This is a genomic window from Pseudomonas sp. 910_23 (assembly GCF_052850795.1).
Genome location: NZ_VXCZ01000006.1, coordinates 208,025 through 229,455 on the forward strand (window position 1 = coordinate 208,025; position 21,431 = coordinate 229,455).

Consider the following 21,431-nt stretch of genomic DNA (forward strand, 5'->3'; position numbering starts at 1 on the left):
TAGCTGACCCACCGTTATCGGGAGCAAGCCCCCTCCCACAGGGATCTCTGGCAGCCTTGGGACTTCAGCTTGCCTTGGTGGCGGCCTCGTCCTTGATCTCGGCGAAGTCCTCTTCGCGCAACTCAGGCAGATCCTTCGCACAGTATGGGCTGCCCAGATCCTTCAGCGCACCACACATACCGTCCAGCTTGGCGTCCACTGCTTGCAGATGATCAAGCAGCTGACCAATGGCGCGAGCCACCGGATCGGGCATGTCTTCGCTGACGCCATAGGCGTCAAAACCGATCTTCTCGGCCATGGCCTTGCGCTTGGCCTCCTGCTCGTCGCCGACTTCCGGCTTGACGATGATGCGACCCGGAATACCCACCACGGTGGCGCCAGCAGGTACAGCCTTGGTCACCACGGCATTGGAGCCTACCTTGGCGCCGGCGCCCACGGTAAACGGCCCCAATACCTTGGCGCCCGCCCCTACCACTACGCCATTTTCCAGGGTCGGGTGGCGCTTGCCTTTATTCCAAGTGGTGCCGCCCAGGGTCACACCCTGGTACAGCGTCACGTCATCACCAATCTCGGCGGTCTCGCCAATCACGATGCCCATGCCGTGATCGATGAAGAAGCGGCGACCGACCTTGGCGCCAGGGTGAATCTCGATGCCGGTCAGCCAGCGACCGAAGTTCGACACCAATCGCGCCAGCCATTTCCAGCCCATGCCCCACAAGGCGCCGGACAGGCGGTGAATCCAGATCGCGTGCAGGCCCGGATAGCAGGTCAGCACTTCAAAGGCGTTGCGCGCCGCCGGGTCACGATGGAAAACACTCTGGATATCTTCTCGCAAACGCTCGAACATTTTTAATCCTTCCGCTTAAGAAGCTCACCACGGGCCGCTTTCTGGGTTTCCGTGAGGATGCCACGCAATATATTCATCTCCGCCCGGCTCACCGAGCTGCGACCGTACAAACGACGCAGGCGCGCCATCAAGTGCCGTGGCTTTTCAGGATCGAGGAATTCGATGGCCACCAGGGTTTGCTCCAGGTGCTCATAGAACCGCTCCAGCTCGTCCATGGTGGCCAGCTCACCACTTTTGGTCGACGCCACTTCGTCCTTTTCCACTTTGCTCGGCTGGCCGGCAGCAGCCAGCCAGGCCATGCGCACTTCGTACGTCAACACTTGCACCGCCGCCCCGAGGTTCAGCGAGCTGAACTCAGGGTCTGAGGGGATATGCACGTGATAATGACATCGCTGCAGCTCTTCGTTGGTGAGGCCGGAATCTTCACGGCCAAATACCAAGGCAATTTCGGCACCGCCGATGGCCTCTTCCACCACTTTGGTGCCGCACTCACGCGGATCCAGCAGCGGCCAGGGGATACGCCGATCGCGAGCGCTGGTGCCGAGCACCAGGTTGCAGCCGACCAGAGCCTCTTCCAGGGTGGCGACGATCTGGGCGTTTGCCAGCAGGTCATTGGCGCCGGATGCACGGGCATCGGCCTCGTGGTGCGGGAACACCCGCGGTTCGACCAGCACCAGGCGCGTCAGCCCCATGTTTTTCATGGCTCGCGCCACCCCGCCGATATTGCCGGGATGACTGGTATTGACCAAGACGACACGAATGTTTTGCAGCAAGGGAGGCGCTCTCGGACACGGGAAAGGGGAGCAAATCTTACAGAACAGCCTAAGGTTATGCCATGAAAGCTAACGTCGTCCTTCACCTGAGGAAAGTTTCTGCTAGAATGCCCGGCTTTCTTTAACAACCTTAGGTGACACATCCATGCAGCCCATGCTGAATATCGCGCTGCGCGCCGCCCGCAGCGCCAGCGAATTGATCTTCCGCTCCATCGAGCGCCTGGATACCATCAAGGTCGACGAAAAAGACGCCAAGGATTATGTATCCGAGGTGGATCGCGCCGCCGAACAGAAGATCATCGACGCCCTGCGCAAGGCCTACCCTACCCACGGCATCCTCGGCGAAGAAACCGGCCTGCACAAAGGTAGCGGCGAAGGCGAAGACTACCTGTGGATCATCGACCCACTGGATGGCACCACCAACTTCCTGCGCGGCATCCCGCACTTTGCCGTGAGCATCGCCTGCAAATACCGTGGCCGCCTGGAACACGCTGTTGTGCTGGATCCGGTGCGCCAGGAAGAGTTCACCGCCAGCCGTGGCCGTGGCGCCCAGCTCAATGGTCGTCGCTTGCGCGTCAGCGGTCGCACCAGCCTGGAAGGCGCCCTGCTGGGCACCGGCTTCCCGTTCCGTGACGACCAGATGGACAACCTGGAAAACTACCTGGGCATGTTCCGTGCCCTGGTTGGCCAGACCGCCGGTATCCGCCGCGCCGGTGCAGCCAGCCTGGACCTGGCCTATGTCGCCGCCGGTCGTTTCGATGCATTCTGGGAATCGGGCCTGTCCGAGTGGGACATGGCAGCAGGCGCCCTGCTGATCCAGGAAGCAGGCGGCCTGGTGAGCGATTTCACCGGCGGTCACGACTTCCTGGAGAAAGGCCACGTGGTTGCCGGCAACACCAAATGCTTCAAGGCCGTACTGACGGCGATCCAGCCGCACCTGCCGGCTTCGCTGAAGCGTTAAGCGAGCGAGCACAAAAAAAGCACCCTCAGGGGTGCTTTTTTTATGCCTGGGATTTGTGCCAGACCCGTGAATCAGCAGCAATACATATCAAATGTGGGAGGGGGCTTGTCCCCGATGGCGGTGGGTCAGCCAGCTAATCAGGTACTGACCCACTGCAATCGGGGGCAAGCCCCCTCCCACATTTTGAAATACACCAGAGCTTTGAATCAGTGCCAGGCCCGGGATTACTGCTGGTTCTGACCGAGGATCAGACGCCCTTCCTTATCCACCGGAATCTGGCCGCCTGGATCACGCTCCATACGCACAGTCCCTTCCTTGCCATCCAGGTTGTAACGCACGTCATAACCGACAACCTTGTCGCTGATGTCGTTAACAGTGTTACAGCGGGTTTGCGTGGTGGTGTAGGTATCACGGTTCTGCATGCCTTCCTGAACCTTGTTACCGGCGTAACCGCCACCAACCGCACCGGCCACGGTGGCCAGCTTCTTACCATTACCGCCACCGATCTGGTTACCCAACAGGCCACCTGCAAGGGCGCCGACCACGGTACCGGCGATTTGATGTTGATCCTGCACCGGACGTTGCCGGGTCACAGTGACGTCCTTGCAGACCTCACGCGGGGTTTTGATCTGGGTTTTAACCGGCTGTACCGCCAGTACTTGCGCATACTCAGGGCCGCTTTTTACCAGGCTGTAGGTGGCAACAGCACCCCCGGCAGTCACACCGACAGCACCCAATACCGCACCAACCAGCAACGACTTGTTCACGTTGAACCTCCTGACCATCACAAACGGATCGAAAGATCCGCGCTATACCCAGCCTTGGAGCAAAAAAAAAGGCGCGAGTTCAATACTCGCGCCCTTCTTGTAACAGCCGATCAACTAACGCCCATCAAGGGCGGTCGTCGACCTCCTTGCCAGTAGCAGCAGGAGGGATCAAGTCTTCGCTGTTGAGGTTGAGCCAGATCAGCACCACGTTGGCAATGTAGATCGACGAGTAGGTACCCGCCAGAACACCGATGAACAGCGCCAGCGAGAAGCCCCACAGGTTGTCGCCCCCGAAGATCATCAGCGCGGCGATCGCCAGCAAGGTGGAGATCGACGTCGCCATGGTCCGCAGCAGCGTCTGGGTGGTGGAGATGTTGATGTTCTCGATCAATGTCGCCTTGCGCAGCACCCGGAAGTTCTCACGAACCCGGTCGAATACCACGATGGTGTCGTTGAGCGAGTAACCAATGATCGCCAGCACGGCCGCCAATACGGTCAGGTCGAAGGTGATCTGGAAGTAGGCCAGGATCCCCACGGTCACGATCACGTCGTGGATCAGCGACACAATGGCGCCGACACCGAACTTCCACTGAAAGCGGAAGGCCAGGTAGATCATGATGCCGACCAGCGCCATCAGCATGCCGAGGCCGCCCTGGTCGCGCAGCTCTTCACCGACCTGCGGGCCGACGAACTCGACGCGCTTGACCGATGCCGGGTTGTCGCCGCCGACCTTCTGCAAGGCCTCCGCTACCTGGTGACCCAGTTGCGGGTCTTCGCCAGGCATACGCACCAGCAGGTCAGTGGTGGCGCCGAAGCTCTGCACCACCGCCTCATGATAACCGGCCTTGACCAGCTCATTGCGCACCAGGGAGACATCGGCCGGCTTCTCGTAGGTCAGCTCGATGAGCGTACCGCCGGTGAAGTCCAGCCCGTAGTTCAGGCCCTTATGGAACCAGCTGAACAACGCCAGAACGGTAAGGAGCACGGTGACGCCGAACGCAACATTGCGAACGCCCATGAAGTTGATTGTACGTAACATGGCAGCCCCTTAAATCCACAACTTCTTGAAGTCACGCCCGCCAAAGATCAGGTTGACCATTGCGCGGGTCACCATGATGGCCGTGAACATCGAGGTAAAGATACCCAGGGACATGGTCACCGCAAAACCTTTGACGGGGCCGGTGCCCATGGCAAAGAGAATCCCGCCGACCAGCAAAGTGGTCAAGTTGGAGTCGAGAATCGCGGTAAATGCCCGGCCGAAGCCTTCGTTGATAGCACGCTGTACGGTCATGCCGGCGGCGATCTCTTCACGGATACGCGAGAAGATCAGCACGTTGGCGTCAACCGCCATACCCATGGTCAGCACGATACCGGCGATACCCGGCAAGGTCAGCGTCGCGCCCAGCAGCGACATCAGCGCCAGCAGCATCACCATGTTGCCCGCCAGTGCGACGGTGGCGATAACGCCGAAGAAGCGGTAGATGGCGATGATGAACAGCGACACGAACAACATGCCCCACAGCGCCGCATCCACACCCTTGGTGATGTTGTCGGCACCCAGGCTCGGGCCGATGGTACGTTCTTCAGCGAAGTACATCGGCGCCGCCAGGCCACCAGCACGCAGCAGCAGCGCCAGCTCGGAGGACTCACCCTGGCCGTTCAAGCCAGTGATGCGGAACTGCGCACCCAGCGGCGACTGGATGGTCGCCAGGCTGATGATCTTTTTCTCTTCCTTGAAGGTCTGCACCGGCACGTCTTTCTCGACGCCGTTGACCATCTGCTTGGTATAGGTGGTAACGGGGCGCTGCTCGATGAAGATCACCGCCATGCTGCGACCGACGTTGCTGCGCGTGGCGCGGCTCATCAGCTCGCCACCGTGACCATCCAGGCGGATGTTCACTTCAGGGGTGCCGTGCTCGCCGAAACCAGCCTTGGCGTCGGTCACCTGGTCACCAGTGATGATCAAGCCACGCTCGATCAACGCAGGAGGACGATTGCCCTCGCGGAACTCGAACTCTTCGGAGGTCGCACGAGTGGCACCCGGATCAGCTGCAAGGCGGAATTCCAGGTTGGCGGTTTTACCCAGGATACGCTTGGCTTCAGCAGTGTCCTGTACGCCCGGCAACTCAACCACGATACGGTTGGCGCCCTGGCGCTGCACGATCGGCTCGGCCACACCCAGCTCGTTGACGCGGTTACGTACCGTGGTCAAGTTCTGCTTGATGGAGTACTCGCGGATCTCGGCGATCTTGGCCGGGCTCATCGCCAGGCGCAACACAGCCTGACCATTCAAGTCGGCCGGAACGATGTCGAAGTCATTGAAATTCTTGCGGATCAGCGCACGGGCCTGCTCGCGGGAAGCTTCGTCAGCGAAACCCAACTGGATGGCACCGTTGAGCTGCGGCAAGCTGCGATAACGCAGTTTCTCTTTGCGCAGCAGGCTCTTCACGTCGCCTTCATAGACTTTCAGACGCGCGTCGAGGGCCTTGTCCATGTCGACTTCCAGCAGGAAGTGCACGCCACCGGACAAGTCCAGGCCCAGCTTCATCGGGTGCGCGCCAATGCTGCGCAGCCATTGAGGCGTGGTCTGTGCCAGGTTCAATGCAACGACGTAGTCGTCACCCATGACCTTGCGTACAACGTCCTTGGCCGGCAATTGGTCTTCTTGCTTGGTCAGGCGCAACAAGCCGCCTTTGGAACCAGCTGCCAAGGTTGCCGCTTTAACCTGGATGCCCGCGTCAGTCAGCGCTTTGCTAGCGCGTTCCAGATCAGCCTGATTGACCTGCAGCGAAGTGCTGGCGCCAGAGATCTGGATCGCCGGGTCATCAGGATAGAGATTGGGAGCGGAATAAATAAAACCGATCGCCAGCACCGCCAGGATCAGTACGTATTTCCACAGAGGGTATTTGTTCAGCATCACGCCGCCCGCTTATAACGCGGGGCGCCTTGCGCGCCCCGTCGATTGGTAAAGGTTGTTACTTAGATCGCTTTGAGCGTGCCCTTAGGCAGCGTGGCGGCGATGGCGCCCTTCTGGAACTTCATTTCTACGGTGTCGGAGACTTCCAGTACCACGAAAGCATCGGAAACCTTGGTGATCTTGCCGGCGATGCCGCCAGTGGTCACGACTTCGTCGCCTTTTTGCAGGCTGCCCAGCAGGTTTTTCTGCTCTTTGGCGCGCTTGGCCTGTGGACGCCAGATCATCAGGTAGAAGATGACCAGGAAGCCGACCAGGAAAATCCACTCGAAACCACCGCCCATAGGGCCGGCAGCAGCAGGCGCAGCGGCGTCAGCCATGGCGTTAGAGATAAAAAAGCTCATTTAGCACTCCAGTTGCAAATAGTGAATCTTAGGGTCGGAAAACTCAGTCCAAGGGCGGCACAGGGAGCCCGCGCTTGGCATAGAAGGCATCGACGAAGGCGGCCAATGTACCCTGTTGAATAGCCTCGCGCAAACCAGCCATCAGGACTTGGTAGTGACGCAAATTGTGGATGGTATTCAACATGCTACCCAGCATTTCCCCGCACTTGTCCAGATGATGCAGATAGGCACGGGAGAAGTTCTGGCAGGTGTAGCAGTCACAGGTGGGATCCAGCGGCGAATCATCATGGCGATGGAACGCGTTACGGATCTTGAGCACGCCTGTATCGATGAACAGATGCCCATTGCGGGCATTACGGGTTGGCATCACGCAATCGAACATGTCCACACCGCGGCGCACACCCTCTACGAGATCTTCCGGTTTGCCAACGCCCATAAGGTAACGAGGTTTGTCAGCGGGCATCAGGCCCGGCAGGTAGTCGAGCACCTTGATCATTTCGTGCTTGGGCTCGCCCACCGACAAACCGCCGATGGCCAGGCCGTCGAAGCCGATCTTGTCGAGGCCTTCCAGCGAGCGTTTACGCAGGCTTTCGTGCATCCCGCCCTGGACAATCCCGAACAGGGCCGCGGTGTTGTCACCATGGGCGTTCTTCGAGCGCTGGGCCCAACGCAGGGACAGCTCCATGGAGATGCGCGCTACGTCTTCGTCAGCCGGGTACGGCGTGCATTCGTCGAAAATCATCACGATGTCGGAGCCCAGGTCACGTTGCACCTGCATCGACTCTTCCGGGCCCATGAACACCTTGGCACCGTCCACCGGCGAAGCGAAGGTCACGCCCTCCTCCTTGATCTTGCGCATGGCGCCCAGGCTGAATACCTGGAAACCACCGGAGTCGGTGAGGATCGGGCCTTGCCATTTCATGAAGTCATGCAGATCGCCGTGCTTTTTGATCACTTCCGTGCCCGGGCGCAGCCACAGGTGGAAGGTGTTGCCGAGGATAATCTCGGCACCGGTAGCGACAATGTCGCGCGGCAACATGCCCTTGACGGTGCCGTAGGTGCCGACCGGCATGAACGCCGGGGTCTCCACGGTGCCGCGCGGGAAGGTCAGGCGACCGCGACGGGCCTTGCCGTCGGTGGCCAACAATTCAAACGACATACGACTCATAGTTGTTCCTCTGGGCCGCGTGGCGCCGGGTTACGGGTGATAAACATCGCATCACCGTAGCTGAAAAAACGGTACTCGTTGGCGATGGCGGCCTGGTAAGCAGCCATGGTTTGCGGGTAACCGGCAAATGCCGACACCAGCATCAAGAGCGTGGATTCGGGCAAATGGAAATTGGTGACCAGGCAATCGACCACATGGAATGGCCGGCCCGGGAAAATAAAGATATCGGTGTCACCACTGAACGGCTTGAGCACACCATCACGCGCCGCACTTTCAAGTGATCGTACGCTGGTGGTGCCCACGGCCACCACTCGCCCGCCGCGCGCCTTGCACGCATTGACCGCGTCCACGACGTCCTGGCTGACCTCCAGCCATTCGCTGTGCATGTGGTGGTCTTCGATGTTCTCCACACGCACCGGCTGAAACGTACCGGCCCCCACGTGCAGCGTCACATAGGCCGTCTCGACGCCCTTGGCGGCAATCGCATCCAGCAGCGGCTGGTCGAAATGCAGCCCGGCAGTCGGCGCCGCTACAGCGCCGAGGCGCTGTGAGTACACCGTCTGATAGCGCTCGCGGTCCGCATCTTCGTCAGGGCGGTCTATATAAGGAGGCAACGGCATATGGCCGACCCGATCCAGCAACGGCAGCACTTCTTCGGCAAACTTGAGCTCGAACAAGGCATCGTGGCGCGCCACCATCTCGGCTTCGCCACCGCCATCAATGAGGATGCTCGAACCCGGCTTGGGCGACTTGCTGGAGCGCACATGGGCCAGCACACGATGGCTGTCCAGCACCCGCTCCACCAGAATTTCCAGCTTGCCGCCGGAAGCTTTCTGGCCGAACAGCCGCGCCGGAATCACCCGGGTGTTGTTGAAAACCATCAAATCGCCCGGGCGCAAATGCTCAAGCAAATCAGTGAATTGACGGTGTGCGAGGGCACCGCTGACCCCGTCCAGGGTCAGCAGTCGACTGGCGCGACGCTCGGCCAAAGGGTGGCGAGCGATCAGCGAATCAGGGAGCTCAAAAGTAAAGTCAGCAACGCGCATGATGGGGTTCGTCTAGCAGGGCCGGGAAGTCTAGCGGAAATAGTGAAAATAGACCATGAAACGTGATTGACCAACGGTAATCTCATCTCTATACTTCGCCGCCATTGAGCCCTGATGGCGGAATTGGTAGACGCGGCGGATTCAAAATCCGTTTTCGAAAGGAGTGGGAGTTCGAGTCTCCCTCGGGGCACCATCTTAAAGAAAGACCTTGAAATTCAAGGTCTTTTTTTTCGCCTGTGAAAAAGTGCCGGGCGTGGCAGTGGGGGGGGTTAGCGAGACCATGGAATTGATGCTTGAAGCGGTTGCACTGTTCGCCCTGAAGCTGGCGCATGAAACCGAGGACGGCAGCCCGCTGCTGCGCGATGATCCTGCAATGGATGGCTATGAGCGTGAAGTGTTTGGGTTGTTGGTGCGCCAGGGAAACCTGGCTGAGATCCAGTTGAAGCTCGATGAGTGCATCACCCAGGCGTTGATTGCATTGGGTGGAGCGGACAGCGTGCTCGGGCGTGAATTGCTAAAGCTATCCACCCCTGTGCAAAACATCTCTCACCTTGATGAGTTGATCTGCCCGCTGACCGTTCTAAAGGGCTATCTGAAAGATGTGCAATGAATCCGTGATCAGCATAACGGCCAGGTACACCATCAATACCGCCACTCCTGCATCCAGCCAACGCCAGACCGCTGGCTTGCGAAACAATACTGTCAACCGCTGACAGCACAGCGCCAACACCACGAACCACACGAGTGATGCCGTCATGGCGCCTGTCGCGAACAGTGCCTGTTGGCCCGCAGGTTTCGTGGCCCCGATAGAACCAATCAGCACCACGGTATCCAGCCATGCATAAGGGTTGGCAAAGCCGAGTATGACCGCCGAGCGCAACAGCCCTCTTTGCGAATTGCCGCCTTGAGCATCCGGCATGGACTGATCCCGGATACAAGCCAACAGACGCTGGCCACCAAACCAAAGCAGATAGGCCGCTCCGGACAATAGCAATAGCGCCATCACCTCAGGCCGACTTCCCAATAACGACCCTAAACCCGTGACCCCGAAAGCGATCAGGAAAATATCGGCCAATACGCAAATGGCGACAACGCCCCAGATCGGCCCGCGACCGACACCTTGGCGGATCACCAGGGTGTCTTTCGGGCCTGGGGCGGCGAACAGTCCGATGCCCAAGAGCAAACCTTCGATGTAAAGGGCATTGAAGTGAAGAAACATGGACTGTTCGAGCCCTCCAGGACTATTTAGCGCAGTTGAATCGGCTGATTACCGAAACCGGTATGACGAGCATTCACCGTGCTGCCCAGGTCAAGGGGTTTCTGGCGGTAAAAGGTCGTCAGCAACTGATCCGGATTGGGGTTTGCAAAGTAAATCAATGAGCTTCTGGCGACCGGTTTGCTGGGTGCAAGTACAGCATGGTAGGCGGCAGGCACGGCATGATCGGAGAGCTCTGTCAGCAAGGAGCCCGCCAGCACCGCAACCTCGTTCTCCAGAAGGCGTACAGGTTCCAACGATCGTCCCTTCATCAAGACCAGCCCTTCGCGGGTAGGCTTGATAAACGAAAGCATATGCCCGTCTTCATGAGGATCTTGAGCAAATTTACGAGAATGGTCTTTGGCCTGTGGACCGTAGACACACAACTGGATATACGATGCCGCGCGAAAGGGGGCCAAGGGTGCCACGCCAAATTCCTCGCAAATGCCATCCATCACCCCCTGGGCCAACTCGCTCATCTGTCGTTCAAAACTGCCGACTGCGGCAACGAAAGTACTTCGGGTGAATTCGAAAGCGGTTCTTTTTGAAGCGTGCGCGGGCCAGTAACAAAACCGCTCGCACAGGTCAGGGTGATCCTCGGCAAGGGAGTACTCGGCGCCAAAAGGGAAAAACCCATCCGTGTCCTGGGCAAAGGAAAATTCATCCTTGATGGCCTGGGGAATGGCCGAATACCCATCGATGATCTTTTTGTAGTCCTGCAACATCGCATCAGGAATTTGCAGGATGCCAAAGCCTGATCGGGCTATGAATTCGCAGCATGTTTTAAATCGAGACATAGCTATACCCAAAGATAGTTGTAAAGGAATGCAACACACACTAGGTTCGCAAGCATGCGAGAAACCGCGACACTGGATATAGCCAAACAGAAAGGGACCGATCCATGTCCTTCACAACGGCGCTAGCAGGTTGCGAGTGTGCAGGGCTCACTACACGCAACGGCGAGCAAGTTGTCCTTTTTGGCGAACAAGATGATGATTTTTCAAGGACGGGGATCAACGTACGGATATGAGCATCAAAACCCGCGACACGCTCCGAGCACTGGTCGTACGACGCAGCCGGGAACTGGGCAAATCCATGACAACCCTGGCCAAGGAAGCCGGTATTTCGCGTACCTATCTTTACGGTTTAGCGGGTGGCATTTCACAGGATCCCTCGGTACGCACCCTGATCAAACTGGCCAAGGCGCTGCAGGTGTCCCCGCTATTGCTGTTCCGCTACTTCGCCGATTTGGCAGGCGCACCGGTCGATACCCATTCAATGGCAACCACCAACCGAGCCATCGGCCTGCATGATCTTGGCGACATTGTGGTGTTTAACGCCGACGTCACCACGCCCGACCAAACCGTCGTGCTGCCTGGCGAAACGTTTCAGAAAACCTGGGAGATCCAGAACGTCGGTACCCGCCCCTGGCGCGGTCGACGATTGGTTCGAGTGGACGGTGAATACGTCATCGCCCGTCGCACGGCTACAGGCGAGCCCCTGGAAGTGGTGATGGACAGCCACCTGCGCAGCCTTAACAACGAGGTACCGATTGCCGAAACCCTGCCCGGCCAACCGGTGCATATCACCGTAGAGTTTGGAGCGCCGAAAGAGACCTGCACGGTCACTTCGATATGGCGTATCGAAGATGAACACGGGCGCCCCTGCTATGGACCTGCATTCATCCTGCATGTGATTGTCAACGTCATGGCACGCTGAAAGCAGCCTTATTTGCGCCCTTCCACCGCCATCCGTACTGCCAACCCCATCAACACTGACCCCATCACCCAGCGCTGCACCACCTGCCACCCCGGCCGAGTCACGAAGAACACCGCGATGGAGCCGGCCATACAAGCAATCACCGCATTGACGCTGACGCTGATGAAAATCTGCAGAGAGCCCAACACCAACGATTGCAACAGCACGCTGCCATGGCCGTTCGGTTCAATGAACTGGGGCAGCAGCGACAGATACATCACCGCCACCTTGGGATTGAGCAGGTTGGTCACCACGCCCATGGTGAACAACTTGCGCGGGCTGTCCTTGGGCAAGTCCCGCACCTGAAACGGTGAACGCCCGCCCGGCTTGACCGCCTGCCACGCCAGGTACACCAGATACAGCGCACCGCCGAACCGCAGCACGTCGTAGGCAAGCGGCACCGCCATCACCAGCGCGGTGATACCCAGCGCCGCGCACACCATATAGATCAAAAAGCCCAGCGCCACTCCGCCAAGTGAGATCAGCCCTGCGGTGCGCCCCTGGCAGATCGAGCGGGAAATCAGGTAAATCATATTCGGCCCGGGCGTGAGCACCATGCCGAGTGAAATCAGGCCGTAGGCAAGCAAGCTGGATATATCGGGCATTGTTTAACTCCTGGATTTTTATGCTGCCGGCGTAAAATCCTTCGCCAGCACTGTAGTGTTACGCGCCATGCTAGAGCCTTGCAGGCTCAGCCGTTAGATACAGATCCGCGAGCAAAACGCCATACACCAGCGGCACCCTTCAACCAGGACAGGCACATGATCGACTTCAACAACAAAGGCTTCTTCAAGCTCAAACAAAACAACGAATACGCCGAACGCGTTTCGGCCCTGCTGATGGACGGCGAAGAAGTGGTCGACGCGTACAAGGCCATGCGCGACGGCGTGGTCTTCACCACCAAGCGCATCATCGCAGTGAACGTGCAGGGGATTACCGGCAGCAAGAAGGACTTCACTTCGCTGCCTTACAAAAACATCGTGGCGTATTCGGTGGAAACGTCAGGGACGTTTGATCTGGATTCGGAGCTGGAGATTTACTTTTCGTCGCTGGGGAAGGTGAAGTTCGAGTTCACTGGGAAAACCTCGATTGTGGAGATTTCGCGGCTGATATCAAAGCATCTGCTGACCTGAACCTTGGGCAAAAAAAAGACCTTGGCGCACCAAGGCCTTTTTTTGCCTACACGATTCAACAGATGTACCAGATCATAATGTGGGAGGGGGCTTGCTCCCGATTGCGCCCTCCCATGAATACATGATCCGCCGAACACTTGAAAACTCACACCCCACGCCTGCGCAAATATCTGCGATACCAACCCACTCCCAGCAACACCGTAGCCAGCATCACAACCCCATTACCCACCAACCAAAATCCAAAATTTCGATTCTGTTGCGCATCCCCCTCATAAAACGGCCCGAAATAAGCCGACACTGCCACAACCAATCCGTTAAACACCGTCAGCGCCACCACAACCATCCCGATCACAAAGAGCACGCCCTTAACCACCTTCATATGACTTTCCAAAACCATATCTCCCTGGACTCGTGATAGTCCGAGAACGTCCCCTCAATCGAAAACCCCAACTGAATACGCGGATAACTCAGCCAATTCGTCAACCGCCGCCCATTCCAAAGGTCAATGTGGTCACCACTGCGATTGCCAGACGTCTCATTCCCTCGGCTCCAAAAGTCTTTGAAAAAGATAATGCCTTGCTGCCCCGCCAACACCTCTTCGAAATCCTCAGGTTTTATCTTCTTCGGGCGCTGCAAACCGGGGATATTCGCGTCACTTAGAGCTTTGGCCATCTCCTCAGCTGCCAACACATGGCCCTCACTCTTGGCATGCTGCCAACAATAGCGCACACCTCTCAACCTGCTCAGGTCGGCGCCTGACCTGCGCAGTGCTACGCCCAGGTTAATGGCGCATTGGTCACTGACATTTTTGGCGCCGTTGGTTCTACAAGGGGCGGCGTCTCCGAAGATTTCCGGATGGTTTTTCCATAGGGAGTTGAACGTCAGCATTAAGCGCTTCCATCGCGTATTTTTCACACGAACGTAGCAAACGCTTTGCCGCTAATACTGAGGTCAGGCGCAAATCAGAACGGTCCTACTTGCGTGTAGGCTTTGGATGCAGGCCAAGGCTCATAATGTTAATGAAAGGCCTAAAATCACGTGCTGTGAAACATGAGGACGGGTGCATTTGTCCTGGTTATATTCAAGGCGCCTGTAAATCAGCAAATGGTGCACAAGTGACCCGATCATCCATCATCAAAATAGACCTGAGCCGCATCCAAAACCCCAAAGAACTTCACGCCACACTGTGCACTTCACTCAACTTCCCCAACTGGTATGGCCGAAACTGGGATGCCTTTTGGGACGCCATCAGCGGCTTGGTAGAAATGCCGGAGACGCTTGAGTTTTCTGGTTGGGATATTTTTTCAGAGCACCTACCCCACGATGCCAAGATGCTGCGGCAGTGCTTGGCTGAGCTTGCGACCCATTACCCGGAGCTTGCGTCGCGGGTTCGCTATTGATGCTTGAGCCTAATGACAACCGACGGCGATACCTTAAGCCGAACCCAGTTCAATGTGGGAGCCTGCGCTTAACTGACTGGCATGACGGCAAGCCCCGCCACCTTCTGATCGCGTTGTGCCAGGTGGTAGCCGTCAGCCTGGGCAGCTCACTTGGGCTGGAATGTATCTAAGTACGCCAGGATATTTTCAATCTTCTGCGGATCACTGATTCCCCAGAAAATCATCCGCGTCCCACTTACCACCGATTTCGGGTCTTCGATGTAGGCCGTCAGTTTGTCCCGCGTCCAAACCACTCCCGAATTCTTCATCGCATCCGAATACTGATAGTCCGGGGTCGTACCGGCAGGTCGGCCGATAATGCCGTTCAGCTGCGGCCCAAAACCGCCGCGCGCACCTTCACCGATGCTGTGGCAGCCGCCGCAGGTCTTGGTGAAGAGTTTGCCGCCCGCTTCGGCGTCGCCAGCTGCAAACGCGGGTGCAGCGACAACGGTGAGGGCGAGAGTCAATAACACGTACTTCATCAGGGTCTCCCTATGGGTTATTGCCGTCAATTATGCCTGCTTGAACGGCCGCTCCCCCAGCCGTTCCACCAGGCGCACCAGATAACCGTCCGGGTCTTGCACGATGAACTGGCGCTGCCCGGCCTCTACGTCGCCCGCGCGGTACCAGGCATCCTCGACGTTACGGAACAACGGGCGGCCGATCTCCGACAGGCGCCGCAAGATAGGCGCTACGGCAGGCACGTCGATTTGCAAGTTGATGCCACGCCCGAAAGGCTGCTGCAAGGGCGCGGTCAACCACTGCCCGGCGTGCGGCTCGTATTGTTCCAGCATGATTTGCGCACCGTGCAGGTCGAGGTAGGCAAAGCCTTCTTCAGCGCGCTGATAGGCGATGCCGAAACCCAACTGGTCAACCCAGAATGCCAGGCTGGCACCGAGGTGGGTAACGATGAGTTCTGGCACGAGGGGATTACGCTTAAACATGGCATTCCTTGGACGTCGCAGTGGCGCTTACCTTAACGGATTATCGTGCTGACGGCGTGGGGCAAGACCACATGCTGGAACCAGCCGAATGACCACCCATCGTTTAAAAAACATCCAATCGAACCTATATACCCAACCCCCACTCCACCTTACTGAACCCCTGATGGTGGAGTAAGGATCATGGTTCAGCCATCGATTTTAGTATTGGAAGACGACGAGATCATTCGGGCGTTAATGGTGGATGTGCTGGAGGATTTCGGTGCGGTGGTGACTTCATTCCCTTCGGCGGATGAAGGGATGATTTATCTGGAGCGGGGCGACGACCCTGTGGACTTGATTGTCAGTGATATTCAAATGCCCGGCCTGCTCAATGGCTACGACTTGAGCCGCGTAGTGGCTCATCGCTGGCCTGAGGTGCAGGTGGTGCTGACTTCCGGCAATACGAAGATCGCCACTCAATTGGGCAGCTCGGTGCGGTTTCTGCCTAAACCATGGAGCACCGATCACTTGCTTGAGTGCGTTCAAACGGCGTTGACCCAGCAGGGACCGCCCATGCATTGATAGCGTCGCGATATCATCCGGACCGAACTCGTGGCGTGCCGTGGGGTCATTTGGAATGCAGGGAGCGACTTTTCTGATCCACTGGTCAGCCTTTTCGCTTCTTGCGCTCAGCTGACGACAACGAGTTGTGTAGAATTGTCGCCCATTTTCATGCGTCATTCCTGGCCGACAGGCCCACAGTTCGAGCTCATTGAATGCACTCACAGGCCCATGACGTTGGTGCGCCATCCTTGCTGGAAACGTTGCGCACGGGTACCGGCCTGTTGCATGTCGCGTTGGAAAAGCGTTTGCCGTTTTTTTCCGAACGCCTGGATGCCCAGTGGTATCGGCGATTGCTGCAGGCGTACTACGGTTTTTATCAACCCATGGAGGCGGCGCTGTACGACGGTGGCCTGATTCCGGATGGAATTGATATTGCATCACGTGTAAAAACGCCGACGCTGGTTAACGATCTGCGCGCTCTGGGCCTGGATAGTCCCACCCTAGATGCCCTTCCCCGCTGCACCCAACTCCCCGCGCTGGACACTCCTGCCGCTTGCCTCGGCGCCCTGTATGTACTGGAAGGTGCAACGCTCGGCGGCCAGGTATTACGCCGGGAGATGGCGTCACGCCTGGCGATCGAAGCCGACAACGGCGGTGCGTTTCTCGATGTCTACGGTGCCGAGACCGGCCGGCGCTGGAAAGACTTTCTCGACTACCTGGCTCATCAGCCACTGGATGCGAGCGCTCGAGCGCGCGCAGTGATGGCTGCCCGGTCCACTTTCAGCGGCTTTGAGCAATGGCTCGAACGCCAGGAGGTACTGCTATGAAACCCGAAGATTTTGAAGAGCTGCTTGCCAACTGTGCCGACGAGCCCATCCGCTTCCCCGGGGCAATCCAGCCTCATGGCGTGTTGCTGACGCTGTCGGAGCCTGAGCTGAACATCATCCAGGTCAGTGCCAACGTCGGCACCTTGTTCGGCCACGCGCCCGAGGCCCTGTTGAATCAACCGTTACACACGTTGATTGGCAGTGAACACGCCCAGGTGGTGCAGTCGATGGCCGAGCACAATACCTTTATCGACGCCCCACCCCTGCATGTCACGCTCAACGGTGCTCAGTTCGAAGGTTTGCTGCATCGTCATCAGAACGTGCTGGTGTTGGAATTCGAACCCCTGCTCGCGGATTTCAAACCCCAGGTACGCAATGGTCTCACCAGCAACCTGAGCAAAATGCTGCAACGCCTGCAATCGGCCAAGACACTGCAAGCGCTGTACGCCATCAGCGTGGATGAAATCCAGGCCATGACCGGTTATGACCGAGTGCTGATCTATCGCTTCGAAGACGAAGGCCATGGTCAGGTAATCGCTGAAGCCTCGGCGCCGGCCATGGAATTATTCAACGGCCTGTTCTTCCCCGCGTCCGACATCCCCGAACAAGCCCGTGAGCTGTATCGCACCAACTGGCTTCGGATCATCCCGAATGCGTCCTACGAACCCGTACCGCTATTGCCAAAATTGCGCCCGGACACCGGCCAACCGCTGGACCTGAGCTTCGCTACCCTGCGCAGCGTGTCGCCGATTCACTGCCAATACATGCAGAACATGGGCGTGTTGTCGTCCATGAGTATTTCGCTGATGAAGGGCGACAAACTCTGGGGCCTGATCAGCTGCGGCAACCGCGAGCCGCTGCTGGTGCCGAACGATCTGCGTATGACCTGCCAGACCATCGGTCAGGTGCTGTCGTTGCAGATCAGTGCCATGGAAGCCTTGGAGTTAAGCCGCCAGCGAGAGGAGAAAGTCGAAACCCTGGCGTTGCTTGATCGGGCGATGAAAGCCAGCGACGACAATGTGTTCGACAGCCTGGCCCACCACGGTAAAAAACTGATGGACCTGACCTTGTCGGGCGGTGTGGCGATCATCGAAGACAAGCAGTTGCACCGTTACGGCAACTGCCCGGAACCAGCGCAAATCCGGGCGCTGCACAAGTGGCTGCAAACGCTGGGCCAGCCGGTATTTTCCAACCACAACCTGGCTTCGGTGTACCCACCGGCCGCCGAGTATCAGGCGGTGGCCAGTGGTGTGCTCGCCATGAGCCTGCCCAAGCCTGTGGATAACGGTGTGTTGTGGTTTCGCCCGGAAGTCAAAGAGAACATCAATTGGAGCGGTGACCCGAGCAAGCCGCTAAATCTGGAAACTTCTGACACTGGCCTACGCCTTCGCCCACGCACGTCGTTTGAAATCTGGAAAGTGGAAATGGCCGGCATTTCCACCAAGTGGAGCCACGGCGACCTGTTTGCCGCCAATGACCTGCGCCGCTCGGCCCTGGAAAATGACTTGGCCCGCCAGGTGCTGCGCGAACAACAAGCGGTGCGTGCCCGTGACGAGCTGGTCGCAGTGGTTTCCCACGACCTGCGCAACCCGATGACAGTCATTTCCATGCTCTGCGGCATGATGCAGAAAGCCTTCAGCTCCGACGGCCCACACACTTCACGGCGGATTTCCTCGGCCATCGACACCATGCAACAGGCCGCCGGGCGCATGAATGTGCTGCTGGAGGACTTGCTCGACACCTCGAAAATCGAAGCCGGACGCTATGTGGTCAAGCCGGTTGCGCTGGACGTCAGCCAGATATTTGAAGAGGCATATTCGCTGCTGTCGCCACTGGCCTCGGAAAAAGGTATCGACCTGTCGTTCAACGCCGAGCCTGGCCTGCAGATCAGCGCCGACCCGGAGCGCTTGTTCCAAGTGCTGTCGAACCTGATCGGCAACGCCATCAAATTCACCCCCCGCCAGGGCAACATCGGTATCAGCGCCATGAGCAACGGCGAAGAGATCGTGTTTTCGGTACGCGATTCCGGTGAAGGCATTGCGCCGGATCATTTGCCCCATGTGTTCGACCGCTATTGGACCCAGTCCGAGAACAATCCCACCGGCAGCGGGCTGGGGCTGTATATCACCCAGGGGATTGTCCAGGCCCATGGTGGTCGGATCGAAGCCGACAGTGAATTGGGGCGCGGCAGTGAATTCAGGTTTACGGTGCCTAAGCCTGCTTGAGACACACCAAATTCCTACTAGCCAAACATATGGTTACCTATGGCCGGGAACGAAAAACCCGGCCAGCCTCACTCAATCAGTGCGCACTCAAAGGGAGTATTGATGCGACAACAGTCCTCCAATTGAGTAAGGGGTTTTACCATGTTCATCGGCAATTCGTTTCACAGCTTCAGCTATAACATCCAGCAAGGCTTAAAAGATAACCAGCCTCCAGCCAATCCCGCACCAACTTCTTCGCCGCTTGACGGCCCCCCACAGGGGCAGGACACGCAACCAAAACCCAAAGGTTCGGGTATGACCTCTCTCGGAGGAGGCAAACTGACTTAAACCGTTACGGGTCACCGGCAACAAGTGCAGTGCAGCGCACCGCGCTGCACTTGCGTTAACAAAACACTGACATCCTCTGCGTTATCCTCTCCAGTCCCACTTGGTATGAGCTGCATTTTTCATGCATCAACCCGACATCCTGCCTGCCGTCATCGCAGGTCCCCTGCTAAGGCGCCTTGAACCGCAGCGCCTGGTTATCTGGTTGGTGGGCAGTCGCGCCCTGCCACTGTGCTTGAGGCTGCAATTACCCCAGGGCGAGACGCTGAATATCCCGCTCGATGCAACGCACTGCCAAGTCGTGCCCGTCGGGCGCCATGCCGTTATCCACTTGATCGACGTAGCGCTGAGCGACGCTCTGCCCCAGGACGAGGTCATCGGTTACGACCTGATCGTCGACGGCATCGGCATCGCACAATGGGCGCCGCACTTGCTGTATGCCGACGCCACAACGCCGAGCTTCGTGCTGCATAGCCGCATCAACCACTTGGTACATGGCTCCTGCCGTAAACCCCATCACCGTGCAGATGAAGGTTTGTTGTGCGTCGACCGCCTGTTGGCGCAGGCCCGCACCCCGCTCGAACGCCCCGCCTTGCTGATGATGAGCGGCGACCAGGTCTACGCCGACGATGTCGCCGGGCCCATGCTGCGGGCCATCCATGCGCTGATCGCGCACCTGGGCCTGTTCGACGAGTTCCTGGAGGGCGCCGTGGTGGACGACAGCGTCAGCCTCTATGGGCATCGCGCCAGCTATTACCACCGCGCCGACCTGCTTCCGGCGCTGGACAGTAACGAGACCCTGCGCGAACGCTTTTTCGGCGGCGTGAAGAAGCCGATCTTCACCAGCAGCACCGCTGACAATCACCTGGTGACCTTCGCCGAAGTCATCGCGATGTACCTGCTGGTCTGGTCGCCCACCCCGTGGACGCTGATCACACCACGACCGCCGCAACTGAGCGCGCAAGAACAACTGCGTTATGCCCGCGAACAAGTGCAGATCGATCAATTGCGCACCGGCTTGCCGGGGGTAGCCCGGGTGTTCGCCCACTTGTCGACGCTGATGATCTTCGATGATCACGACATCACCGACGATTGGAACCTCAGCGCTCAGTGGGAGCAAACCGCCTACGGCCATCCCTTCTCCAAACGCATCATCGGCAATGCCTTGCTGGCGTACCTGTTATGCCAGGGCTGGGGCAACCAACCCCAGGTGTTCGGCGAACTGCTGACCCAGACCCAGGCACTGACTGGCCAGGCGCAGGGCAATCATCTGGACGCTGCTGCCCAGGATGATCTGCTGGAGGCGCTGCTGAAATTCCAGCAATGGCATTACGTTTTGCCCACCACCCCTGCCCTGGTGGTACTCGATACCCGTACTCGGCGCTGGCGCAGCGAATTTACCCTCAAGCAACCTTCCGGCCTGCTGGACTGGGAAGCCTTGAGCGAACTGCAACAGGAGCTGCTCGACCATCCGTCGGCCATTATCGTCTCGCCTGCGCCGATCTTTGGCGTCAAGCTGATCGAAACGGTGCAAAAGGTCTTCAGTTGGTGCGGCTTCCCACTGCTGGTGGACGCCGAAAACTGGATGGCTCATCGCGGCGCCGCCCAAGTGATCCTGAACATCTTCCGCCACTCGCGCACGCCCGGTAACTACGTGATCCTCTCCGGCGATGTGCATTACTCGTTTGTCTACCAGGTGCTGATCCGTCACCGCAACGGCGGCCCGAGGATCTGGCAAATAACCAGCAGCGGCATCAAGAATGAGTTCCCGCCGCGCCTGCTGGAATGGTTCGACCGTCTCAACCGCTGGCTGTATTCCCCACGCTCGCCGCTCAACTGGTTTACCCGCCGCCGTACCATGCAGGTAGTCCCGTATATTCCGGACCATGCCGAGGCGGGTGAGCGGCTGTGGAATAGCGCGGGAATTGGCCAGGTGTTTTTCAATGAACAGGGTCAGCCGGATGAGATTTACCAACACAACGCGGATGGAAAGCCTCGAACAAAGATGCTGGCGCCCGAACCATAGCCAAACGCCACTATCCGAAAGCAGCACATCCGCCCTATTCAAACCGTGCAAGCTGCGAGGTAGAGTAGCGCCAGCCA

The 21,431-nt window shown here is 58.2% G+C and carries 25 protein-coding genes and 1 tRNA gene; 11 read left to right on the top strand and 15 right to left on the bottom strand.

Features of this window, described 5'->3' with window-relative positions; genetic code table 11:
- Window positions 1-64: 64 nt before the first annotated feature.
- A complete protein-coding gene (gene cysE, locus FW800_RS09540; RefSeq protein WP_446437484.1) occupies window positions 65-847 on the bottom strand; it encodes a serine O-acetyltransferase in 783 nt (260 codons plus the stop codon).
- 2 nt (window positions 848-849) lie between these two features.
- The gene (trmJ, locus tag FW800_RS09545) at window positions 850-1,620 is read right to left on the bottom strand and encodes a tRNA (cytosine(32)/uridine(32)-2'-O)-methyltransferase TrmJ (protein ID WP_032879601.1); all 771 of its coding nucleotides are present in this window, start codon (window positions 1,618-1,620) and stop codon (window positions 850-852) included.
- A gap of 145 nt (window positions 1,621-1,765) precedes the next feature.
- Between trmJ and suhB the strand changes: the two genes are divergently transcribed.
- A complete protein-coding gene (gene suhB / locus FW800_RS09550; RefSeq protein WP_005791195.1) occupies window positions 1,766-2,581 on the top strand; it encodes a type III secretion system regulator SuhB in 816 nt (271 codons plus the stop codon).
- A 224-nt stretch (window positions 2,582-2,805) separates the two neighbouring features.
- Here suhB and FW800_RS09555 read toward each other — a convergent pair whose 3' ends face one another.
- From FW800_RS09555 to queA, 6 genes are all read right to left on the bottom strand, one after another.
- The gene (locus tag FW800_RS09555; RefSeq protein WP_005791197.1) at window positions 2,806-3,348 is read right to left on the bottom strand and encodes a glycine zipper 2TM domain-containing protein; all 543 of its coding nucleotides are present in this window, start codon (window positions 3,346-3,348) and stop codon (window positions 2,806-2,808) included.
- Between the two features lie 124 nt (window positions 3,349-3,472).
- Window positions 3,473-4,387 carry a protein translocase subunit SecF gene (gene secF / locus FW800_RS09560; RefSeq protein WP_446437485.1) on the bottom strand — a complete coding sequence of 305 codons (915 nt, stop codon included), beginning with the start codon at window positions 4,385-4,387 and terminating at the stop codon, window positions 3,473-3,475.
- 9 nt (window positions 4,388-4,396) lie between these two features.
- The gene (gene secD, locus FW800_RS09565) at window positions 4,397-6,265 is read right to left on the bottom strand and encodes a protein translocase subunit SecD (RefSeq protein ID WP_078822260.1); all 1,869 of its coding nucleotides are present in this window, start codon (window positions 6,263-6,265) and stop codon (window positions 4,397-4,399) included.
- A gap of 62 nt (window positions 6,266-6,327) precedes the next feature.
- The gene (yajC, locus tag FW800_RS09570) at window positions 6,328-6,666 is read right to left on the bottom strand and encodes a preprotein translocase subunit YajC (RefSeq protein WP_003175975.1); all 339 of its coding nucleotides are present in this window, start codon (window positions 6,664-6,666) and stop codon (window positions 6,328-6,330) included.
- Between the two features lie 43 nt (window positions 6,667-6,709).
- Window positions 6,710-7,825: a tRNA guanosine(34) transglycosylase Tgt gene (tgt, locus tag FW800_RS09575; RefSeq protein WP_032803964.1), complete on the bottom strand. Its 1,116-nt coding sequence runs from the start codon at window positions 7,823-7,825 to the stop codon at window positions 6,710-6,712.
- 5 nt (window positions 7,826-7,830) lie between these two features.
- Window positions 7,831-8,880, bottom strand: coding sequence for a tRNA preQ1(34) S-adenosylmethionine ribosyltransferase-isomerase QueA (queA, locus tag FW800_RS09580; protein WP_032879598.1), 1,050 nt, complete (start codon window positions 8,878-8,880; stop codon window positions 7,831-7,833).
- A 108-nt stretch (window positions 8,881-8,988) separates the two neighbouring features.
- Between queA and FW800_RS09585 the strand changes: the two genes are divergently transcribed.
- A tRNA-Leu gene (locus tag FW800_RS09585) sits at window positions 8,989-9,073 on the top strand.
- A gap of 87 nt (window positions 9,074-9,160) precedes the next feature.
- Window positions 9,161-9,490: a hypothetical protein gene (locus tag FW800_RS09590; protein ID WP_032879596.1), complete on the top strand. Its 330-nt coding sequence runs from the start codon at window positions 9,161-9,163 to the stop codon at window positions 9,488-9,490.
- On the opposite strand, the gene FW800_RS09595 is transcribed toward FW800_RS09590, so the two are convergent.
- Both FW800_RS09595 and FW800_RS09600 read right to left on the bottom strand, forming a co-directional pair.
- On the bottom strand, window positions 9,461-10,099 hold the full coding sequence (locus FW800_RS09595) for a LysE/ArgO family amino acid transporter (protein WP_248129147.1): 639 nt from the start codon (window positions 10,097-10,099) through the stop codon (window positions 9,461-9,463). The genes FW800_RS09590 and FW800_RS09595 overlap by 30 nt on opposite strands.
- A gap of 26 nt (window positions 10,100-10,125) precedes the next feature.
- A complete protein-coding gene (locus FW800_RS09600) occupies window positions 10,126-10,932 on the bottom strand; it encodes a 2OG-Fe(II) oxygenase family protein (protein WP_446437486.1) in 807 nt (268 codons plus the stop codon).
- A gap of 229 nt (window positions 10,933-11,161) precedes the next feature.
- Here FW800_RS09600 and FW800_RS09605 point away from each other — a divergent pair, with 229 nt between their 5' ends.
- Window positions 11,162-11,854: an NBR1-Ig-like domain-containing protein gene (locus FW800_RS09605; protein ID WP_005791214.1), complete on the top strand. Its 693-nt coding sequence runs from the start codon at window positions 11,162-11,164 to the stop codon at window positions 11,852-11,854.
- A gap of 8 nt (window positions 11,855-11,862) precedes the next feature.
- Here FW800_RS09605 and FW800_RS09610 read toward each other — a convergent pair whose 3' ends face one another.
- Window positions 11,863-12,498, bottom strand: a complete 636-nt coding sequence (locus FW800_RS09610) for a LysE family translocator (RefSeq protein WP_032879592.1) — start codon at window positions 12,496-12,498, stop codon at window positions 11,863-11,865.
- Between the two features lie 156 nt (window positions 12,499-12,654).
- Here FW800_RS09610 and FW800_RS09615 point away from each other — a divergent pair, with 156 nt between their 5' ends.
- A complete protein-coding gene (locus tag FW800_RS09615; RefSeq protein WP_032879590.1) occupies window positions 12,655-13,026 on the top strand; it encodes a PH domain-containing protein in 372 nt (123 codons plus the stop codon).
- 145 nt (window positions 13,027-13,171) lie between these two features.
- On the opposite strand, the gene FW800_RS09620 is transcribed toward FW800_RS09615, so the two are convergent.
- Window positions 13,172-13,405: a hypothetical protein gene (locus tag FW800_RS09620; RefSeq protein WP_032879588.1), complete on the bottom strand. Its 234-nt coding sequence runs from the start codon at window positions 13,403-13,405 to the stop codon at window positions 13,172-13,174.
- Window positions 13,402-13,914, bottom strand: coding sequence for a type VI secretion system amidase effector protein Tae4 (locus FW800_RS09625; RefSeq protein WP_446437487.1), 513 nt, complete (start codon window positions 13,912-13,914; stop codon window positions 13,402-13,404). Before FW800_RS09625 ends, FW800_RS09620 begins: the two co-directional genes overlap by 4 nt.
- Before the next feature lie 227 nt (window positions 13,915-14,141).
- Here FW800_RS09625 and FW800_RS09630 point away from each other — a divergent pair, with 227 nt between their 5' ends.
- Window positions 14,142-14,426, top strand: a complete 285-nt coding sequence (locus FW800_RS09630) for a barstar family protein (protein ID WP_078822264.1) — start codon at window positions 14,142-14,144, stop codon at window positions 14,424-14,426.
- Window positions 14,427-14,572: 146 nt separating this feature from the next.
- Here FW800_RS09630 and FW800_RS09635 read toward each other — a convergent pair whose 3' ends face one another.
- Entirely contained in the window at window positions 14,573-14,947 is a 375-nt protein-coding gene (locus tag FW800_RS09635; protein WP_078822265.1) for a c-type cytochrome, read from the bottom strand.
- 30 nt (window positions 14,948-14,977) lie between these two features.
- Entirely contained in the window at window positions 14,978-15,409 is a 432-nt protein-coding gene (locus FW800_RS09640) for a bleomycin resistance protein (protein WP_078822266.1), read from the bottom strand.
- A 180-nt stretch (window positions 15,410-15,589) separates the two neighbouring features.
- On the opposite strand from FW800_RS09640, the gene FW800_RS09645 reads away from it, so the two are divergent.
- The 5 genes from FW800_RS09645 (at window position 15,590) to FW800_RS09665 (ending at window position 21,354) form a co-directional block, all read left to right on the top strand.
- Entirely contained in the window at window positions 15,590-15,970 is a 381-nt protein-coding gene (locus FW800_RS09645; RefSeq protein WP_005791228.1) for a response regulator, read from the top strand.
- A 194-nt stretch (window positions 15,971-16,164) separates the two neighbouring features.
- The gene (locus FW800_RS09650; RefSeq protein ID WP_032879575.1) at window positions 16,165-16,779 is read left to right on the top strand and encodes a biliverdin-producing heme oxygenase; all 615 of its coding nucleotides are present in this window, start codon (window positions 16,165-16,167) and stop codon (window positions 16,777-16,779) included.
- Complete coding sequence (locus FW800_RS09655) at window positions 16,776-19,004, top strand: ATP-binding protein (RefSeq protein WP_446437488.1); 2,229 nt, start codon at window positions 16,776-16,778, stop codon at window positions 19,002-19,004. The genes FW800_RS09650 and FW800_RS09655 overlap by 4 nt, the downstream gene beginning before the upstream one ends.
- A gap of 141 nt (window positions 19,005-19,145) precedes the next feature.
- Complete coding sequence (locus FW800_RS09660; RefSeq protein WP_146097887.1) at window positions 19,146-19,331, top strand: hypothetical protein; 186 nt, start codon at window positions 19,146-19,148, stop codon at window positions 19,329-19,331.
- Window positions 19,332-19,452: 121 nt separating this feature from the next.
- A complete protein-coding gene (locus FW800_RS09665) occupies window positions 19,453-21,354 on the top strand; it encodes an alkaline phosphatase D family protein (RefSeq protein ID WP_032879572.1) in 1,902 nt (633 codons plus the stop codon).
- Window positions 21,355-21,431: the final 77 nt, after the last annotated feature.

What these genes read in the sequence shown, in the direction of transcription:
- cysE (WP_446437484.1), bottom strand. Translation starts at nt 847, where the DNA reads ATGTTCGAGCGTTTGCGAGAAGATATCCAGAGTGTTTTCCATCGTGAC.
- suhB (WP_005791195.1), top strand. Translation starts at nt 1,766, where the DNA reads ATGCAGCCCATGCTGAATATCGCGCTGCGCGCCGCCCGCAGCGCCAGC.
- secF (WP_446437485.1), bottom strand. Translation starts at nt 4,387, where the DNA reads ATGTTACGTACAATCAACTTCATGGGCGTTCGCAATGTTGCGTTCGGC.
- secD (WP_078822260.1), bottom strand. Translation starts at nt 6,265, where the DNA reads ATGCTGAACAAATACCCTCTGTGGAAATACGTACTGATCCTGGCGGTG.
- yajC (WP_003175975.1), bottom strand. Translation starts at nt 6,666, where the DNA reads ATGAGCTTTTTTATCTCTAACGCCATGGCTGACGCCGCTGCGCCTGCT.
- tgt (WP_032803964.1), bottom strand. Translation starts at nt 7,825, where the DNA reads ATGTCGTTTGAATTGTTGGCCACCGACGGCAAGGCCCGTCGCGGTCGC.
- queA (WP_032879598.1), bottom strand. Translation starts at nt 8,880, where the DNA reads ATGCGCGTTGCTGACTTTACTTTTGAGCTCCCTGATTCGCTGATCGCT.
- FW800_RS09590 (WP_032879596.1), top strand. Translation starts at nt 9,161, where the DNA reads ATGGAATTGATGCTTGAAGCGGTTGCACTGTTCGCCCTGAAGCTGGCG.
- FW800_RS09595 (WP_248129147.1), bottom strand. Translation starts at nt 10,099, where the DNA reads ATGTTTCTTCACTTCAATGCCCTTTACATCGAAGGTTTGCTCTTGGGC.
- FW800_RS09600 (WP_446437486.1), bottom strand. Translation starts at nt 10,932, where the DNA reads ATGTCTCGATTTAAAACATGCTGCGAATTCATAGCCCGATCAGGCTTT.
- FW800_RS09605 (WP_005791214.1), top strand. Translation starts at nt 11,162, where the DNA reads ATGAGCATCAAAACCCGCGACACGCTCCGAGCACTGGTCGTACGACGC.
- FW800_RS09610 (WP_032879592.1), bottom strand. Translation starts at nt 12,498, where the DNA reads ATGCCCGATATATCCAGCTTGCTTGCCTACGGCCTGATTTCACTCGGC.
- FW800_RS09615 (WP_032879590.1), top strand. Translation starts at nt 12,655, where the DNA reads ATGATCGACTTCAACAACAAAGGCTTCTTCAAGCTCAAACAAAACAAC.
- FW800_RS09620 (WP_032879588.1), bottom strand. Translation starts at nt 13,405, where the DNA reads ATGAAGGTGGTTAAGGGCGTGCTCTTTGTGATCGGGATGGTTGTGGTG.
- FW800_RS09625 (WP_446437487.1), bottom strand. Translation starts at nt 13,914, where the DNA reads ATGCTGACGTTCAACTCCCTATGGAAAAACCATCCGGAAATCTTCGGA.
- FW800_RS09635 (WP_078822265.1), bottom strand. Translation starts at nt 14,947, where the DNA reads ATGAAGTACGTGTTATTGACTCTCGCCCTCACCGTTGTCGCTGCACCC.
- FW800_RS09640 (WP_078822266.1), bottom strand. Translation starts at nt 15,409, where the DNA reads ATGTTTAAGCGTAATCCCCTCGTGCCAGAACTCATCGTTACCCACCTC.
- FW800_RS09645 (WP_005791228.1), top strand. Translation starts at nt 15,590, where the DNA reads ATGGTTCAGCCATCGATTTTAGTATTGGAAGACGACGAGATCATTCGG.
- FW800_RS09650 (WP_032879575.1), top strand. Translation starts at nt 16,165, where the DNA reads ATGCACTCACAGGCCCATGACGTTGGTGCGCCATCCTTGCTGGAAACG.
- FW800_RS09655 (WP_446437488.1), top strand. Translation starts at nt 16,776, where the DNA reads ATGAAACCCGAAGATTTTGAAGAGCTGCTTGCCAACTGTGCCGACGAG.
- FW800_RS09660 (WP_146097887.1), top strand. Translation starts at nt 19,146, where the DNA reads ATGTTCATCGGCAATTCGTTTCACAGCTTCAGCTATAACATCCAGCAA.
- FW800_RS09665 (WP_032879572.1), top strand. Translation starts at nt 19,453, where the DNA reads ATGCATCAACCCGACATCCTGCCTGCCGTCATCGCAGGTCCCCTGCTA.